The sequence below is a fragment of the Streptomyces sp. NPDC006691 genome, from assembly GCF_042869955.1.
Lineage (GTDB): Bacteria > Actinomycetota > Actinomycetes > Streptomycetales > Streptomycetaceae > Streptomyces.
On the sequence record NZ_JBIAGW010000030.1, the window covers coordinates 21,919 to 38,026 of the forward strand.

Consider the following 16,108-nt stretch of genomic DNA (forward strand, 5'->3'; position numbering starts at 1 on the left):
ACTCCGGGCTCCGGGCTCCGGGCTCCGAGCTCCGGGCTCCGGATGTCAACTCCCCTGCGTGGCAGGCCTCTTGAACATGCGCGTCGCGGTGATCTCACCGTGCACCGTCTCGCCCGCGGTGTCCTGCTGCGGCAGTCCCGGCCGCAGATGCTCCTCGACGCTGATGTACTTCAGGCCCGCCCGGAGGTCCGCGTCATTGCGCAACCGGATCACCAGAGGGAACTCGGCGAGCGCTGTCGTGTCGAACAGGCCGGTGGTGTAGAGGAGTTGGACGCCGAGCGCGTCGGACACGGCCCGCTGGAGTTCCAGGAGGTACGTCGCGTTCGCGCGGCCGATCGGGTTGTCGAGGAAGAGCGTGCCGGCGTGCCGGTGCTTGTCGCGGCCCCGGTCGTTGCTGCGCAGCGCCGCCATCGTGCAGTACAGGGCGATCGCGGCGGTGAGCAGCTGGCCGCCGGAGAACACATCGCCCATCTGCCCGACGGGGACGCGCTCGGCGCGCAGCACCGCGTCCGGCTTGAGGATCTCGACGCTGATGCCGCGCGGCTCCAGGGCCGCCTGCACACCGCGCAGCAGCAGGGACATGCCGTCCCTGCGCAGGTCGGAGTTCTTCTTGACGGCCGCGCGGGTGGCGTCGTCGATGACCTCGCCGAGGCGCTCGGTGAGGGTGGCCTGGTCGGGCTCCTCGAAGCGGATGCGCAGGAATTCCTGGCCCGACCACTCGCCCAGGCCTTCGGGGAGCTGGGACAGGCGCTGGGCGGAGCGCAGCGTGGTGAGCGCCGACTCCACCAGGCCGCGCAGCCGGTCGACGATGGAGTCGCGGTTGCGCTCCAGCTGCTCCAGCTCGTCGGTGAGGACGCGCAGGCGGGGCTCGAAGGCGGTGGCCCAGGCGGCGGCGTGCTCGGGCAGGGAGGCCGCGGGCAGTTCGCGAATCTGCTGGCGGGCCGGCGTGCGGACCTGCTCGTAGCGGGTCGCGTTGGCGTGCCGCACCAGGATGTCGCTCGCCTCGCGCACGGCGGAGTCCGCGGCCGAGAGGTCGCCGGAGCAGCCGCGCAGGGAGCGGCGCGCCTCGGTGGCGGACTGGCGGGCCTCTTCCAGGCTGCCCGGGTACGGGTCGGGGGCGCTCTCCTCGTCCGGGCCGTGGCTGTTGTCCCGTAGCAGGTCGCGCAGCAGGGCCGCCGTCTCGTCGAAGCCGCCGGCCCCGTCCTCGGCGGTCCGGTGGGCGGTGAGCAGCTCGGCGTGGGCGGCCCGTGCGGTCTCCAACTCGTCGGTACGCACGGCCAGTTGGGTGGTCGCGGTACGCAGCAGGGCCTGGGCCTGCTCGGCATCGGCCGGGACCTGGTCCTCGGGCAGTTCGGTGTGCCGCTCCCCGTCGGCCGGCGCCAGCCGCTCGGCCTCGCCGCGCAGCCGGCCGAGTTGCTCGCTGGCGGTGGAGGCACGGGTCTCCAGCATCTGGACCAGCGACTCGGCGCGCGCGGCGGCGGCCTGGCGGGAGGGGCCGTCCGCGCCGTCGGTGCCTTCGAGGAGGGTGGCGGCGCGGGTGCGCACCTTGTTGCTGAGCCGGTCGAGCTCGGCCAGGGCCGCGCTCTCGTCGCTCTCGGCGCGGGCCTGCTCGGCACGCAGGTCGGCGCCGACGCCGACCTTCTCGTACAGCTGGGACGCGGCGCGGTAGGCCTCGCGCAGGGCGGGCAGCGCGTGGCGCGGGGCGTCCGCGTCGGGCTCCGGGAGGTTTTCGGGGGCGCCCGCGATCTCGGCGCGCTCGGCGCGCAGCGCCCGGGAGGTGCGGTGGGCGTCGTCGGCGGCGCGCTGGGCGGCGCGGCGGTCCTCGTCGGCGGCCTTGGCGCGCTCCAGGAGCGACTGGGCGCGGGCCTCGGACTCGGCTGCCTCGTCGGCGAGTTCACGCAGCTTGACCTGCCAGCCGGCCCGCTCGCGGAGCCGGAAGGCGAGCCCGGCGAGGGCGTCGGCGGCGCGCCGGGCGCGCTGGGCGGCCTCCTGGCGCTCCTCGCGCACGCGGGCCGTCTCGGCGGCCGCCTCGTCCGCCTCGGCCCGGGCGGTGCGGGCCTCGGTCAGTTCCTCGGCGGCCTGCTTGGCGGTTTCGCGGGTGGTCTCGGCCGCCGCGGCCAGCTCGGCGAGCATGCCGGGCGGGCAGTCGGCGCGCCAGGATCCGATCCGGGCGGCGAGGGAGCGGTCCCCGGTCAGCCGGGCGGCGAGCGTGCGGATCTCCTCGTCCCGGGCGGTGGCGCGGGCGCGCAGCGACTGGCGCTCCTCGTCGGCGGCGTGTTCGTCGTGCATGGCCGGGTTCGGCGGCACGAGGAAGATGCCGCTCTCGCCGCCCGAGTCCGCGGCCGGAACGGGCGCGAGCAGCGCGGCCGTGGTGCCGACGGCCACGGCGGAGCGCGGCAGCAGGGCCGCGTTCGCGAGCGCCTCGCGGGCCCGGACGTGCGAGGCGGGGTCGGTGATGACGACGCCGTCGACGAGCTCGGGGCGGGCCGCGAGCACCGCGGCGTGGTCGGCGGGGGCCACGGCCTGGGCGAGGTAGCGCCAGCCGGGCAGTGCGGGGATGCCGTGCTCCCCCAGGTACTCGACCGTGGCCAGCACGTCCGCGCTGGGCGGCAGGAGGCCGCCGTCACCGAGCGCGCCGAGGATGCGCGCGTCGTCGGCGGCGGCCGTGCGCAGCTCGAAGAGCTGGCGTTCGGCAGCGGCGACGGACTGGTCGAGGAGCGCGCGCAGTTCGTCCGCGCTGCGGTCCAACTCCGCTGCGCCGAGCGGCCCTTGGGGCATCTCGTCCTGGTGCCTGCGGGGCTCGGGCACCCCGGAAGCGGTGCCGGCGCCGGTGCCGGGCAGACCGAGCAGTTCGGCCAGGCGCTCCTCGGCGGCGATCGACTCGGCGGCCCGGCGCTCGGCGTCGTAGGCGTTGCCGGCGGCCCGCGCGGCGTCCTCGGCGCGGGCCGCGGCCAGTTCGGCGCGGGCCTCGACGGAGGCGGCCTCGCGGGCCCGGTCGGCGGCGGTGCGGGCGGCTTCGCGGGCCGTGTCCCAGCCGGCCACCGCGGTCTTCTCGGCGTCGCTGGCGGCGAGCGCGGCGCGGGCCGGGTCGGCGTCCGGCGCGCTGTCGTCGAGCCAGCCGGCCCGGACCGCCTCGGCGGTCTCCTGCTCGACCTCGGCGAGCCGCTGGCGCAGGTGCCCGGTCTCGCTGCGGGCGCGCTGGGCCTCGGTGGCGGCCGCGGTGGCATCGCGGTGCGCGGCCTCCCCCGCCTCCTGAAGACCGGCCGAGCGCTCCTCCTCCTCGGCGGCGACCCGCTCACCGTCCTCGGCGGCCGTGTGCAGGGCCCGTACGAGATCGGCGGCGGCCCTGGCGCGGGCGGCGAGCGCGGGAGCCGCGTCGCGCTCGGCCTCCTGGATGGCGGCGGCGACGCGGGCCGAGCGGTCGGCGGCGGCGCGGTGGCGCAGCACGGCCTCGGCGGCCTGCCAGGCGGAGTGCAGGGTGCGGGCGTCGGCCAGTTCACGGCGCTGCGCGGCGGCCGCCTTCTCGGCGACGGCGAGCGCCAACGAGGCGTGCCGGTAGGCGAGTTCCGAGGCGATCAGGGAGCTGGTGCCGCGGGCCCGCTCGGCGAGCGTGACCTGGTGGGCGGCGGCGGTGACCTGCTGGGCGAGGTCGGTGGCGCGGCCACGCTCCTCGGCGGCGCGGGCCGAGAGGCGGCGGGCGAGCGTACGGGTGCGGCGCTCGGCGCCGGCGTGGATGTCGCGGGCCCGCGCGCGGGTGTCGGCGGCTTCGACGATCCGGTTGAGCAGGTCCACCGAGCCCGCGGTGAAGTCGCGTTCGGCAGTGAGTTCGGCACGGCGGCCGAGCTTGTTCCCGAAGCCGCTGACCAGGTCGGCGAGGCCGTCGGTGTCGCGGGTGTCGGTGACGGCGCGCAGGAGCAGGTCGGTGAAGTCGGAGTCCTTCTTGACCGCGAACAGGCCCGCGGCCTCGCCCTCGTCGGCGTTCATCTCCCGCTGGTAGCGGAAGAGTTCGGGGTCGAGACCCAGGTCGCCGAGGTGCTCGTTCCAGCGGTCGTGGATCTCCTCCCAGTAGACCTCCAGATGCGGGTACGCCTTGGTCGCCTCGGTGATGGCGTCGCGGAAGCCCTTCATGGTGCGACGCCGGCCCTGGGCGCCGGAGGCGCCTTCCGCGGACGGGCGCATCGCGCTGGACTCGGCGACCGGCAGCGAGTCCAGGCTGAGGCCGGGGCCGGGCCGGAAGGAGTACCAGGCCTCGGCGAACTTCCTCGGGTCGTTGGAGACTTGGCGGCCGCGCCACTCGCTGACCTTGCCGACCACGACCAGTTCGCCGGTGAGGGTGTGCTGCCACTCCAGGGCCACGTGTCCGCAGTCGTCGGCGAGCAGGAACTTGCGCAGCACGCCGGAGCTGGCGCCGCCCAGGGTGTTGCGGTGGCCCGGCAGCATCACCGAGAAGATCAGCTTGAGCAGTACGGACTTGCCGCCCCCGTTCTCCAGGAAGAGCACGCCCGCGGGCGCCGGGCGGCGCGGCGGGCCGACCGGCTCGTCCTCGAAGAACTCGGCCTGCGCGGGGGCCGGGTTGGGCACGGGTGCGCCGACTCCCCGCAGGTCAAGCACGGTGTCGGCGTAGCGCGCACCGGCGGGCCCGATGGAGTAGAGGCGGACCCGGGACAGCTCGTACATGTCGGCGGACTCTCGTCGTTGTGGGGGGGCGGGGAAGGCGGGTCAGGAGTGGAAGGGCAGTCCGGCGTCGGCCGCCAGTTCCAGGTCGTCGGCGTCGGGCGGCGGCAGCAGGGTGGCGGCGCCGTCGGTGACCGCGACCACGCCGAGCTCGATCAGCTCGGTGAGGGCGGCGCTGCCCGCCATGTCGCGGACCTGCAACTGGTAGCGGGCGGTGGTGCGGTAGGCGCCGCCCGCGTCGTCGCCGGTCCGCTGGAGGAAGCCGGATTCGGTGAGGAAGGCGACGGCCTTGGCGACGATGCCGGTGGTCGAACCGGCGAGCCGGCGGGCGTCCTTGGTGGCTCCGGTGGAGCTGCGCCGGGCGTAGATCCGCCAGGCGGCCTCCAGGCCGGGGGCGCCGGTCTCGGGGTCGGTGTTCTCGCCCGTCTCCTCGGCCCGCTCCTCCAGGCGGCGGCAGGCCTGCCGGACGAAAGCGTCCACGCCGTTGACGGTGATGCGGCCGATGTACCCGTCGTCGGCGAGGTCCTCGGGACGCGGGAACGCGAGGGCGGCGACGGCGAGATGGGCCAGGCCGTGCAGAAAGCGGTCCGCCGAGTCGGGAGCGGCGGCGCGGCGCGCGTAGTCGCCCATGCGGACCGCGAAGACGGAATCCTCCGCGGCCGTCACGGCCATGCCTGCGCGGGGCGACACCTCCAGGACGATCAGACCGAGCCCCGCGGCGACGGCGTCCGCCAGGCGCGCGAACGCGGGGTCCTCGCGGTGGCGGCGGAGCAGTTCCGCGTACTCCGCGTCACGGGCGGGGAGCAGCTTGGGCTGGAGGCCGAAGGCGACGAGCCGCGCGGCGTCGGCGGCGTCGGCGGGGGTGATCCGGCCCTCGCCGCCGGTGCCGGGTGCGGGGGGCGCCGGCTCGGCCTCGTCGCCGAAGGCGACGTGCTCGGTGGGGTGGTCGGTCACGGGGTGGTCTCCTTGGTGCGTGCGTTGCTTGGCGCGGGGTGCGGGGCGCCTGCGGCGGGCTCGCTTCCCGCCCCGCCCCTTCCCGCGACCCTCCGGGGGCGGGCAACCGGGTGCGGGCCGGTGCTCCCGGGGCTCCGCCCCCGGCCGCGCTCCTCGATCGCCGGAGGGGCTGGATGTGACCGCGCGGCGGGGCCGGGGGCTGAGGCCCCCGTGGGCGCCCGGGTCGGGGAAAGGCTCACGCCGCCTCCGTCCGGCCCGCGGCCATTCCCGCCGCGTCCAGCAGGGCCATGCCCACGATCAGGTCCGCCCCACCGAACTCGGGGTCGTCCAGCTGGGTGCCGTCGTCGACCGCGAACAGCAGGCGCTCCTCGCCCTGACGGTAGGCCGTGCCGACCGGAGGGCTCGCGGCGTGGACCGCCAACAGGGCTACCAGGTACGGCAGTTCGGGGTCGAGACGGCGGGCGTCGGCCAGCAGGCCCGAGAGGCGGCGGGGCGCGTCGTGCTCCAAGTCGAGCAGCTCCATGGCCGAGGCCAGCTGTTCCTCGCTGAAGCGGCTGTCGTCGGGGGTGGTGATCAACTCGGGCTCGGGCATCTCCGCGCCGAGGTGTTCCCGCTCCGTGGGCGGTGTGAGCAGTATGTCCACCAGGTCCCCGACGCGTACGGACACCGGGGTGCGCAGGCCGGTGCCGCGCGCGAAGAACGCGTCGGTCACCCGGATCGCGTCCGCCACCGGGAGCGGCAGCAGCGGGGCGACCAGCTGGCCGTACAGGTCGAGCCCCGAACGGGCGGCGGGCCGGGCGAAGGCCTGGCGGTCCTGCTCGGCGCGGAAGAGCGGGCCGGCCTCCAGGAGGCGGGACTGGAGCTGGGTGTGGCGCCGGATGCAGTCCTTGACGATGTCGACGAGCTCGGCGGCGCGGCGCTTGTTGTCCGGGTCCTCCGCCTCGTCGCGGGCCTTGCGGATGTTGGTGAGGATCGCGTTCTCGTGCCGGTAGCGGTCGGCGACGTGGTCGAGGGCCTCGGCGATCATGTCCGGCACCGCGTGGAGCCAGTCGACCGCGCGGACGTTGCGCCGCGTCGCCTCCAAGGTGCGCCGCAGCGTCTCGGCGTACTGCACCGTGCGGTAGCGGGCCTGTTCGGCGGCGAGCTGGGCGTCGGCGAGGCGACCGCGGCTGATCAGGACCTCCAGCTTGACCTCGGCCGCGATCTGGGCGCTGGTGACGTCCGTGTCGAGGGCGCCCACCAAGACGTTGACCGCCTCGTCGGTGGTGCGCAGGTAGACGGCGCCGCCATAGCCGGGGACCTCTTCGAGGAGCTTGAAGTCGTAGTCCCTGCGGACGTAGACCCCGTCGGGGTTGAACGTGCCGTACACCGCGCGGAAGCCGCGGTCCACGCTGCCGACGTTGATCAGGTTCTCCAGGACCCAGCGGGCCACCCGCTCGTGCTCGACGGTGGGCCTGGTCGGTGCCTGGGCGGCGACGCGCGGGACGAGCCGGGCCACGATCTGGTCGTGGTCGGCGCCCGTGTCGAAGTCCATGTTCAGGGTGACGAGGTCGATGGAGGCCAGCGCCACCTCGGCCATGGCGTACACCGAGTACTCGCCCGCGAGGTTGGCCTTGCGCACGTCGAGGTCGTGCAGCGGCGCGGTGCAGGCCAGCGCGCGCAGGCGGCGCGCGAGGCCCTCGTCGGCGGCCGGGCCCGGTGCCGGGCGCACGGCCGCGCTGAGCTGGGGCGGAACGGATTCCGTCGAGGCAGGCGAAGTCACGCTGGACAGATTAGGTCCTCGCACTGACAACGGTCGAAACGGCGCAGATCCGCCCGCCTCGCGCGGCCGGGGCGCGGGTCAGGACGGAAGGTCGGTGACCAGTTTCCCGTACGCCTCGACGAGCTGGGCGCGCGAGTCGTCGAGGTAGTCGGCGAGCAGCCGCCGGGCCGCGTCCCGCTCCCCCGCGCGCAGCGCCTCCAGGATCTCCCGGTTGCGCACGAGGTAGGGCTGGTGCAGGCGGCGCGGGTCGTCCACCACGTGGAAGGCCAGGCGGAGTTCGGCCAGGACGCCGCGCATCAGCTCGTCCGTGCGGACGCTGCCCGCGAGGCCCACGAGTTCACGGTGGAAGTGGATGTTGGCGGTGGAGACGCCCGGCCAGTCGCCCTCCCCGGCCGCGCGTTCGCCGTGGGAGACGGCCGCGTCGAGCCCGTCGAGGAAGTACGGCGGCTCGCCCAGCCCCTGGACGACGGCGCATTCGACCAGACGCCGGGTGCGGTAGATGTCGGCCACGTCCTCGACGGCGAGCACCCGGACGAAGACCCCGCGATTGAGCTCGTGGACGAGCAGCCGTTCGTGGGTGAGCAGCCGGAACGCCTCGCGCAGGGTGTTGCGCGAGACGCCGAGGGCCTTGCCGATGGCGTCCTCCACGAGGCGCACCCCCGGCGGGAAGAAGCCTTCCGCGATCCGGGTGCGCAGGATGTCCGCGACCCGCTCCGCCGTGCTGGTGCGGCCGAGCAGCGCGCGGTCCTCGGCAAGTCCGCCCCGCCCGGGACCCGTTGTCGCCACAGCACCCTCTCTCCCCCGCCGGCCGTTCCCGCCGACGTGCGCGCCCATCGTAGAAGCACCTTGAGGACATGAGGAAGCGGGAACGTCCACGCAAGAACCTTGTCGGATCGTTCAACAATCCTCTACGTTGAAACGACCGCACCCCGGGACCGCACCCCGGCCGCGCACCCGACACGCCTCCCCCTCCCCTTGCGCACAGCCCCGGCAGCCCTCTTCTCATCCGCCCTCTCGTCCCCTCCTGCGAGGTGCACATGAGCACGACCAAGGCAGCGCCGACCCACGGTCAACTCCCCGACGACAGCGGCCCGTTCGGCTGGCTGCGCGCTCTCGGCCCCGGCGGCCGCCGCGCGTTCGGGGGCGCCTTCGGCGGCTACGCGCTCGACTCCTACGACTTCTTCACGCTCCCGCTCACCATGGTCGCGATCGCGGCCTACTTCGGACTCGACAGCGGCCAGACCGGACTGCTCACCACGGTGACGCTGGTGGTCTCGGCCGTCGGCGGCGCGCTCGCCGGGGTGGTCGCCGACCGCATCGGCCGGGTCCGGGCTCTGATGATCACCGTCGGCACCTACGCGGTCTTCACCGTCCTGTGCGGCTTCGCGCCCAACTACGAGACCCTGCTGGTCTTCCGCGCCCTCCAGGGGCTCGGCTTCGGCGGCGAGTGGGCGGTCGGCGCGATCCTGGTCGCCGAGTACGCCTCGGCCCGCCACCGCGGCCGCACCCTGGGCGCCGTGCAGAGCGCGTGGGCGGCGGGCTGGGCGCTCGCCGTCGTCGTGTACACGCTGGTGTTCCAGTACGTCGGCCCGGACACCGCCTGGCGCGTGGTGTTCTGGACCGGGGCGCTCCCCGCCCTGCTCCTCGTCTACGTACGCCGCAACGTAGAGGACGCGCCCGAGGCCACGGAACAGCGGCTGGCCACGGCCCGCGCCACCGGCGGCGCCGCCACCTTCGCGGCGATCTTCCGCGGCCCGCTGCTGCGCACCACCCTGTTCGCGGTGCTGCTCTCCGCGGGAGTCCAGGGCGGCTACTACACGCTCGCCACCTGGGTGCCGACCTTCCTCAAGAGCGAGCGGCACCTCACGGTGGTCGGCACCGGCGGCTATCTGGCGTTCCTCATATCGGGTGCCTTCGCCGGCTATCTGACCGGCGGCCACCTCACCGACCGGCTGGGCCGGAAGAAGAACATCGTCCTGTTCGCCGTCCTGTCGGCCGGCTGCATCCTGGCCTACACCCATCTCCCGTCCGGGGCGAACACCCTCCTGCTCGTGCTCGGCTTCCCGCTCGGCTTCTGCATGTCGGCGATCTTCAGCGGCTTCGGCGCCTTCCTCAGCGAGCTGTACCCGACGGCGGTGCGCGGCAGCGGCCAGGGGTTCACCTACAACACCGGCCGGGCCGTGGGCGCCTTCTTCCCGACCCTGGTCGGCTACCTCGCCGACAGCTGGGGCGTGGGCGGCGCCCTGGTCTTCGGCGCCGTCGGCTACGCGATCGCCGTACTCGCCCTGCTCGGCCTGCCCGAGACGCGCGGACAGGAGCTGTCATGACCCGGCTCGAACCCCTTGCTCCCGCCTCCCCCCAGCAGGGCCGCGCCCTGTTCCGTTCCGGCACGGACGCGCCGACGGCGGGCTGGGCCCCCGGGCACACCCAGGCGAACCTGGTCTGTGTGCCGGCCGACTGGGCCGAGGACGTACGGCTGTTCTGCGAGCGCAATCCGCAGCCCTGCCCGGTCCTCGACGTCACCGCGCCCGGATCGTTTGGCACCCGGCTCGCACCCGGGGCCGATCTGCGGACGGACGTTCCCCGCTACCGGGTCTGGGAGAACGGCGAACTCGCCGCCGAACCGGTGGACGCCACGGCCTTCTGGCGCGACGACCTGGTGACGTTCCTCATCGGGTGCAGCTTCACCTTCGAGTCCCAACTGGCCGCCGCGGGAGTCCCGTTGCGCCACATCGAGCAGGGCCGCAACGTCTCGATGTATGTGACGAACCGGCCCTGCCGTCCGGCCGGGCGGCTCAGCGGGCCGCTGGTGGTGTCGATGCGGCCGGTCCCGGCCGCCCTGGTGGGCACCGCCCGCCGGGTGACCCGGGCGATGCCCGCCGTCCACGGCGCGCCGGTGCACTCGGGCGATCCGGCGGCGCTCGGCATAGCGGACCTGTCCCGGCCGGACTTCGGGGATCCGGTACGGGCCGAGCCCGGTGACGTGCCGGTGTTCTGGGCCTGCGGGGTCACCCCGCAGGCCGCCGTGATGGCGTCCCGGCCGCCCTTCGCCCTCACCCACGCGCCGGGCCGGATGTTCCTCACCGACGTCCGCGACGAGCACTACCGCACCGGCTGAACCACGCACGACCGTGTGCCCCGGCCGAGCGCGTCACGCCCGATCGGGGCACACTGCACCACAGCACCCCGCACCCCCGTGAACAGGAGACGCCCCGCCCATGACCCGGTCCGCGACCACGTCGATCGACCTCAACGCCGATCTCGGCGAGGGCTTCGGCCACTGGCGCCTCACCGACGACGAACAGCTCCTCTCCGTCGTCACCAGCGCCAATGTGGCCTGCGGCTTCCACGCGGGCGACCCGGCCACCATGCGGCGGGTCTGCACCCTGGCCGCGGAGCGCGGGGTACGCATCGGCGCCCAGGTCTCCTACCGCGACCTGGCGGGCTTCGGCCGCCGCTCCATGGACGTACCGTCGGCCGAGCTGGCGGCCGAAGTCGCCTACCAGATCGGCGCGTTGGAGATCTTCGCCCGCGCGGCCGGCAGTCGGGTCTCGTACGTCAAGCCGCACGGCGCGCTCTACAACCGCGTGGTGCACGACGAGGAACAGGCGGCCGCCGTCGTCGAAGGGGTACTGCTCGCGGACGCGCGGCTCCCGGTGCTCGGCCTGCCGGGTTCCCGGCTGCTCGCGGCCGCCGAGCGGGCCGGGCTCCCGGTGGTCACCGAGGCGTTCGCGGACCGCGCCTACACCTCCGACGCCACCCTGGTGCCGCGCGGCCGGGACGGGGCGGTGGTCAGCGACCCGGACGCGGTGGTGGCGCGGGCCGTGTCGATGGCCCTGGACGGCACGGTCGTGGCCGAGTACGGCGAGCGGGTCGCCGTCGGGGCGGGTTCGCTGTGCCTGCACGGGGACACCCCGGGCGCGGTGGACCTGGCCCGCCGGGTGCGGTCCGCACTTGAGGCGGCGGGCGTCGAGGTGGCGGCGTTCTCGTGAGCACCGTGCGCGTCCTGCCGGTCGGGGAGCACGCTCTGCTGATCGAGCTCCCCGACGGCGATGCGGCCGGGGCCCTGCACGCCGAGCTGCTGCGCCGCCGGGCCGCCGGAACGCTCCCCGCGGTGCGCGAGATCGTGCCCGCGGCCCGTACCGTCCTGCTCGACGGCGTGGGCGATCCCCCCTCCCTGGCAGCCCAGTTGACCACCTGGGACATCCCTCCCCTGGCGACGGGCTCCCAGGAGACGGTCGAGATCCCCGTACGCTACGACGGCCCCGACCTCGCGGACGTCGCCGCCCTGTGGGGGGTCTCCGAGGACGCGGTGGCCGGGATCCACTCCGCGGCCGAGTTCCGGGTCGCCTTCTGCGGTTTCGCGCCCGGGTTCGCCTACCTCACCGGACTCTACGACCGGTACGCGACGCCCCGCCGGGACACCCCGCGCACCGCGGTCCCGGCGGGCTCGGTCGCCCTCGCGGGCCCGTACACCGGCGTCTACCCACGCTCCTCGCCCGGCGGCTGGCAGCTGATCGGCAGTACGGACGCGGCCCTGTGGGACCCCCACCGCGAGCCCGCCGCCCTGCTCACTCCGGGCACCCGGGTCCGCTTCGTCCCCGGGGCCCCGCGATGACCGACCGCGCCCTGTCCGTCGTACGGGCCGGCGCGCTCACCTCCGTACAGGACGAGGGGCGGCACGGGCACGCGCACCTCGGGGTGCCGCGTTCGGGCGCGCTCGACCTGCCCGCGAGCCGGCTCGCCAACCGCCTGGTCGGCAACGCCCCGGGGGCGGCCGTCCTGGAGTCGACCCTCAACGGCTGTGCGGTACGCCCCCGTTGTGCGGTCACCGTGGCGGTGACCGGGGCGCCCTGCCCGGTCACCGTGGCCGGCCGGCCGGTCGCTTGGGGCGCCCCGGTGCGGGTGCCGTCGGGCGCGGTGATCGAGGTGGGCGCGGCGACGCGCGGGGTGCGCTCGTATCTGGCGTTCGCGGGCGGCATCGCCGTGGAACCGGTCCTCGGCAGCCGCTCCACCGACCTCCTGTCGGGGCTCGGCCCGGCGCTGCTCAGGGACGGGGAGGTGGTGCCGCTCGGCCGTCCGGAAGGCGCGCACCCGTACGTGGACTGGGCGCCCGCGCCCGGAATGCCGGACGAGCTCGTGCTGCGGGTGCGCCCGGGGCCGCGCGCGGACTGGTTCACGCCGGACGCGCCCGCCGTGCTCGCGGCCGGGCACTACCGGGTGTCCTCGGCGAGCAACCGCATCGGGCTGCGCACCGAGGGTCCCGCGCTGCGGCGGTCCTCGGGGGGTGAACTGCCCAGCGAGGGAATGGTGTTGGGGGCGGTACAGGTGCCGCCGGACGGGCGGCCCGTGGTCTTCCTGGCCGACCATCCGACGACCGGCGGCTACCCGGTGATCGGCGTCGTACCCGAACCGGACCTGGCGGCCGCGGCACAGGCCGCGCCGGGCACCCCGCTCCGGTTCGCCCTGACGCACTGGAGCTGATCCGGTACCGGCGCGACCGCCGCGAGGGCCGCGGCGAGCGCGTCGGCGGCCTGCAGATCGAGGCGGACCGCGGTGCCGCGCGCCCCGTGCCGCAGCTCGTCACCGGCCAGTCGCAGCAGCTGGGGCAGCAGGTCGGCGGAACGGCGGGCCAGCCAGGCGGTGCCCGCGGTGGCCAGCCAGTACAGGGAGGCGGCGGTGCCCGGCGGCGGCCGCTCCGGTTCGGCCGAGGGCGGTGCGCCCGGGGCCAGGCCCCGCTCCGCGAGCAGGGCGTGACAGCGGGCGGCGATCAGCCGGTGCCCGCGCTCGCCCGGGTGCAGCCGGTCCGCGCTCCACAGGGTGCGGTCGTCGACCCAGGCCGGGTCGGCCAAGTGCAGGTGCACGGCCCCGTAGCGCGCGGACAGCGCGTGCACCACGCTGTTGACGGCCCGCTGGCGGCGCGCGAGCGGGCGGGCGAGCGGACCCGGCAGCCCCAGCATGGCGCCGGGATCGGGCAGGCAGGCCGTGAGCAGCACGGCACCGTCCCCGACGAGGCCTGCGTACAGCGTGTTCAGGCGGACGGCGATGTGCCGGATGTCGAAGGTCCGGCGCAGGGTGTCGTTGACGCCGACGACGACCGAGACCAGGTCGGGCCCGAACTCCCGTGCCCTGGGCGCCTGTTGCTCGACCACGTCGAGGGTGAGCGCCCCGCTGGCGGCGAAGTTGCGGAACTCCCACCCGCACTGCCCCGCGGCCAGCAGCGCGGCCCAGCCGCGCCGCCCCCCGGCGACCGGATCGCCGACGCCCTCGGTGAGGGAGTCACCGAGCGCCGCGAACCGCAGGGCGCGCGGCGGGACTTGGGGCATCGTCTCGACGGCCAGGGCGCTCACGCAGTCACCTCCGGTGCCGCTCGGCTCGGGGCCGGCCCGGAGGCCCGGGTCGTCGGGCTGTCGTGCGCGGTGGGCGCGGCGGGTTCGGGCGCTCGTACCACCGGAGCGTCGTGCGCCGCGAGGAACGCGGTCACCGCCGTGTCCCAGCCGAACAGTTCGGCCCTCGCCCGCGCGCTCGCCCGGCGTCGTCCTTCAGGCCGGGCCAGCAACTCACCGACAGCCAGGGCGAATTCCTCGCCCGTGCCGCCCGCCGCGAGTCCCGCGTCCCCGATGACCTCGGGGAGCGCGGACGATGCCGCGCACACCACGGGGGTCCCGCACGCCAGGGCCTCAAGGGCCGAGAGGCCGAAGGTCTCCGCCGGGCCCGGCGCCAGGCAGATGTCGGCGGCGGCCTGGAGGTCGGCCAGGGCCTCGCGGTCGGCGATGTGGCCCAGGAACTCGACCGGAAGCCGTTCCGCCGCCGCCCGGCGTTTCAGGCTCCCCGCGAGCGGGCCGTCCCCCGCGACCACCAGGGCCGCCCGCACCCCCGCGCGCCGCAGCGCCACGAGCGCGTCCAGGGCGAGGCCCGGCCGTTTCTCGACCGAGAGCCGCGAGCACAGCAGGAGCAGCACCCGGGCGCCGCGCGCGTGCCGGGCCCGCAGCACCGTGGAGCGCCGGCCCGGCCTTGAGCGGACCAGGTCGACGCCGAGCGGCGCCCGGACCACGTTGCGCGCGCCGATCCGTACGAACTCGCGCTCGGCCCATTCCGTGGTGCACACGATCCGCGAAAACGCCCAGGCCGTGCGCCTGTTGAGCCGATCGGCGGCGCCCCGGGCCACCGCTTCGGGCAGGCCCCAGGTGCGCAGGACACCGTCGGCGGTCTCGTGCGAGACCATCACGGAGGGCACCCGGGCCCGCCGCGCCCACTCCCCCGTCCAGCGCAGGGTGGTGCGGTCGGACACCTCGACGCGGTCGGGCGCGAGGCCGTCGAGGACCCGGCGGACCGGGCGCGCGTCCGCGAGCACCCGGTAGCCGCCGGTGCCCGGCAGCAGGGTGCCCGGCAGGGTGATCACCCTGCCCTGTTCGGTGCGTTCGTCGCTCGCCCGCGCGCCGGGCACGATCAGTACGGGTTCGTGCCCGGCGGCCAGATAGCCCCGGCCGAGTTCGCGCAGGGCGGTGCGCAGACCGCCGGACGCGGGGGTCACGAAGTTGGCGAGCCGGACGATCCGCAGGCCGCTCATGCCGCCACCACCGTCCGCGCGTCGAGCACCTCGGCGTAGTGGTCCAGGAGCAGATCGCCCACCGCGGCCCAGGTCCGCCCGAGCACGGCGGCCCGCCCGGCCCGCCCGAAGGCGGCCCGGCGCGCCGGGTCGACGAGGTTCAGCAGGGCGTCCCGCACGGCCCCGGCGTCGCCGGGTGGCACGAGGAATCCGGTTCTGCCGTGGGCGACGAGGTCGAGCGGGCCGCCCGCCGCGGGGGCGATCACGGGCACCCCGCTCGCCATGGCCTCCTGCACGGTCTGGCAGAACGTCTCGTACGGGCCGGTGTGCGCGAAGACGTCCAACGAGGCGTAGATGCGGGCGAGTTCGGACCCGGTGCGGCGGCCGAGGAAGACGGCCCCCGGCAGCGCCGAGCGCAGCGCGGGACCGCTCGGCCCGTCGCCGGTGACGACGACGCGTACACCGGCCGACGCGCAGACGCCCGCGAGGAGTTCCACCTGCTTCTCGGGGGCGAGCCGGCCCACGTAGCCGACGATCAGTTCGCCGTTCGGGGCGAGTTCGCGGCGCAGGGCGGCGTCGCGCAGGCCGGGCCGGAAGCGCTCGGTGTCGACGCCGCGCGGCCACAGGCGCACCCGCCGTACGCCGTGTTCGGTCAGATCGCGCAGGGCCGCGGTGGACGGGGCGAGGGTGCGGTCGGCGGCCGAGTGCACCGCGCGCAGCCGACGCCAGGCGGTGCCTTCGCCGGCGCCCATGTAGGTGCGGGCGTATCCGGCGAGGTCGGTCTGGTAGACGGCGACGGCGGGGACGCCCAGGCGGGCGGCTGCGGCCATGCCCCGGACACCGAGGACGAAGGGGCTCGCGAGGTGGACGAGGTCGGCGCGGTGCGCGGCGATGGCGGCGGCGACGCGGCGGCTCGGCAGAGCGAGGCGGACCTCGGGATAGCCGGGCAGCGGCAGCGAGGGCACCCGTATGACGGGGCACGGCGCGTCAGAGCCCTCCCCCGTGGCCGTGGCCGGGGCTATGACGAGCGGTTGGTGACCGCGTACGGCCAGATGCCGTGCGGTCTGCAGGGCGCAGTGGGCCACGCCGTTGACGTCGGGCGGGAAGGACTCGGTGACGATGACGACACGCATACCCGTGTTGTCGTCGCGCCGGGAGTGGCCCGGTCG

The 16,108-nt window shown here is 75.5% G+C and carries 12 protein-coding genes; 5 read left to right on the forward strand and 7 right to left on the reverse strand.

The window, feature by feature from the left end:
* Positions 1 to 45 precede the first annotated feature (45 nt).
* From ACFYNP_RS35750 to ACFYNP_RS35765, 4 genes are all read right to left on the reverse strand, one after another.
* On the reverse strand, positions 46 to 4,677 hold the full coding sequence (locus ACFYNP_RS35750) for a hypothetical protein (protein WP_388791382.1): 4,632 nt from the start codon (positions 4,675 to 4,677) through the stop codon (positions 46 to 48).
* Between the two features lie 42 nt (positions 4,678 to 4,719).
* On the reverse strand, positions 4,720 to 5,628 hold the full coding sequence (locus ACFYNP_RS35755; RefSeq protein ID WP_388791384.1) for a hypothetical protein: 909 nt from the start codon (positions 5,626 to 5,628) through the stop codon (positions 4,720 to 4,722).
* A 235-nt stretch (positions 5,629 to 5,863) separates the two neighbouring features.
* The gene (locus ACFYNP_RS35760) at positions 5,864 to 7,390 is read right to left on the reverse strand and encodes a hypothetical protein (protein ID WP_388791386.1); all 1,527 of its coding nucleotides are present in this window, start codon (positions 7,388 to 7,390) and stop codon (positions 5,864 to 5,866) included.
* Between the two features lie 78 nt (positions 7,391 to 7,468).
* Complete coding sequence (locus ACFYNP_RS35765; protein ID WP_388791388.1) at positions 7,469 to 8,176, reverse strand: GntR family transcriptional regulator; 708 nt, start codon at positions 8,174 to 8,176, stop codon at positions 7,469 to 7,471.
* A gap of 251 nt (positions 8,177 to 8,427) precedes the next feature.
* Between ACFYNP_RS35765 and ACFYNP_RS35770 the strand changes: the two genes are divergently transcribed.
* The 5 genes from ACFYNP_RS35770 (at position 8,428) to ACFYNP_RS35790 (ending at position 12,874) form a co-directional block, all read left to right on the forward strand.
* The gene (locus tag ACFYNP_RS35770) at positions 8,428 to 9,717 is read left to right on the forward strand and encodes an MFS transporter (RefSeq protein ID WP_388791390.1); all 1,290 of its coding nucleotides are present in this window, start codon (positions 8,428 to 8,430) and stop codon (positions 9,715 to 9,717) included.
* Positions 9,714 to 10,508: a putative hydro-lyase gene (locus tag ACFYNP_RS35775; RefSeq protein WP_388791392.1), complete on the forward strand. Its 795-nt coding sequence runs from the start codon at positions 9,714 to 9,716 to the stop codon at positions 10,506 to 10,508. The genes ACFYNP_RS35770 and ACFYNP_RS35775 overlap by 4 nt, the downstream gene beginning before the upstream one ends.
* Positions 10,509 to 10,608: 100 nt before the next feature.
* Positions 10,609 to 11,382, forward strand: a complete 774-nt coding sequence (locus ACFYNP_RS35780) for a LamB/YcsF family protein (RefSeq protein WP_388420419.1) — start codon at positions 10,609 to 10,611, stop codon at positions 11,380 to 11,382.
* 5 nt (positions 11,383 to 11,387) lie between these two features.
* Positions 11,388 to 12,008, forward strand: a complete 621-nt coding sequence (gene pxpB, locus ACFYNP_RS35785; protein ID WP_388791416.1) for a 5-oxoprolinase subunit PxpB — start codon at positions 11,388 to 11,390, stop codon at positions 12,006 to 12,008.
* Complete coding sequence (locus ACFYNP_RS35790) at positions 12,005 to 12,874, forward strand: biotin-dependent carboxyltransferase family protein (RefSeq protein ID WP_388791394.1); 870 nt, start codon at positions 12,005 to 12,007, stop codon at positions 12,872 to 12,874. Before pxpB ends, ACFYNP_RS35790 begins: the two co-directional genes overlap by 4 nt.
* Here the strand turns inward: ACFYNP_RS35790 and ACFYNP_RS35795 are convergent.
* Genes ACFYNP_RS35795 through ACFYNP_RS35805 form a run of 3 tightly spaced genes read right to left on the reverse strand, consistent with a single transcriptional unit; the run spans position 12,775 to position 16,072 of the window.
* Positions 12,775 to 13,716 carry an SGNH/GDSL hydrolase family protein gene (locus ACFYNP_RS35795; RefSeq protein WP_388791418.1) on the reverse strand — a complete coding sequence of 314 codons (942 nt, stop codon included), beginning with the start codon at positions 13,714 to 13,716 and terminating at the stop codon, positions 12,775 to 12,777. The two genes, ACFYNP_RS35790 and ACFYNP_RS35795, sit on opposite strands and share 100 nt — an antisense overlap.
* A gap of 20 nt (positions 13,717 to 13,736) precedes the next feature.
* Positions 13,737 to 14,960 carry a glycosyltransferase gene (locus tag ACFYNP_RS35800; protein WP_388420421.1) on the reverse strand — a complete coding sequence of 408 codons (1,224 nt, stop codon included), beginning with the start codon at positions 14,958 to 14,960 and terminating at the stop codon, positions 13,737 to 13,739.
* Positions 14,957 to 16,072: a glycosyltransferase family 4 protein gene (locus tag ACFYNP_RS35805; protein ID WP_388791396.1), complete on the reverse strand. Its 1,116-nt coding sequence runs from the start codon at positions 16,070 to 16,072 to the stop codon at positions 14,957 to 14,959. Before ACFYNP_RS35805 ends, ACFYNP_RS35800 begins: the two co-directional genes overlap by 4 nt.
* Positions 16,073 to 16,108 lie beyond the last annotated feature (36 nt).

Bases quoted from the DNA above. Each gene is read 5' to 3' on its own strand.
- ACFYNP_RS35750 (WP_388791382.1), bottom strand. From the start codon at position 4,677: ATGTACGAGCTGTCCCGGGTCCGCCTCTACTCCATCGGGCCCGCCGGT.
- ACFYNP_RS35770 (WP_388791390.1), top strand. From the start codon at position 8,428: ATGAGCACGACCAAGGCAGCGCCGACCCACGGTCAACTCCCCGACGAC.
- ACFYNP_RS35775 (WP_388791392.1), top strand. From the start codon at position 9,714: ATGACCCGGCTCGAACCCCTTGCTCCCGCCTCCCCCCAGCAGGGCCGC.
- ACFYNP_RS35780 (WP_388420419.1), top strand. From the start codon at position 10,609: ATGACCCGGTCCGCGACCACGTCGATCGACCTCAACGCCGATCTCGGC.
- ACFYNP_RS35790 (WP_388791394.1), top strand. From the start codon at position 12,005: ATGACCGACCGCGCCCTGTCCGTCGTACGGGCCGGCGCGCTCACCTCC.
- ACFYNP_RS35795 (WP_388791418.1), bottom strand. From the start codon at position 13,716: ATGCCCCAAGTCCCGCCGCGCGCCCTGCGGTTCGCGGCGCTCGGTGAC.
- ACFYNP_RS35800 (WP_388420421.1), bottom strand. From the start codon at position 14,960: ATGAGCGGCCTGCGGATCGTCCGGCTCGCCAACTTCGTGACCCCCGCG.
- ACFYNP_RS35805 (WP_388791396.1), bottom strand. From the start codon at position 16,072: ATGCGTGTCGTCATCGTCACCGAGTCCTTCCCGCCCGACGTCAACGGC.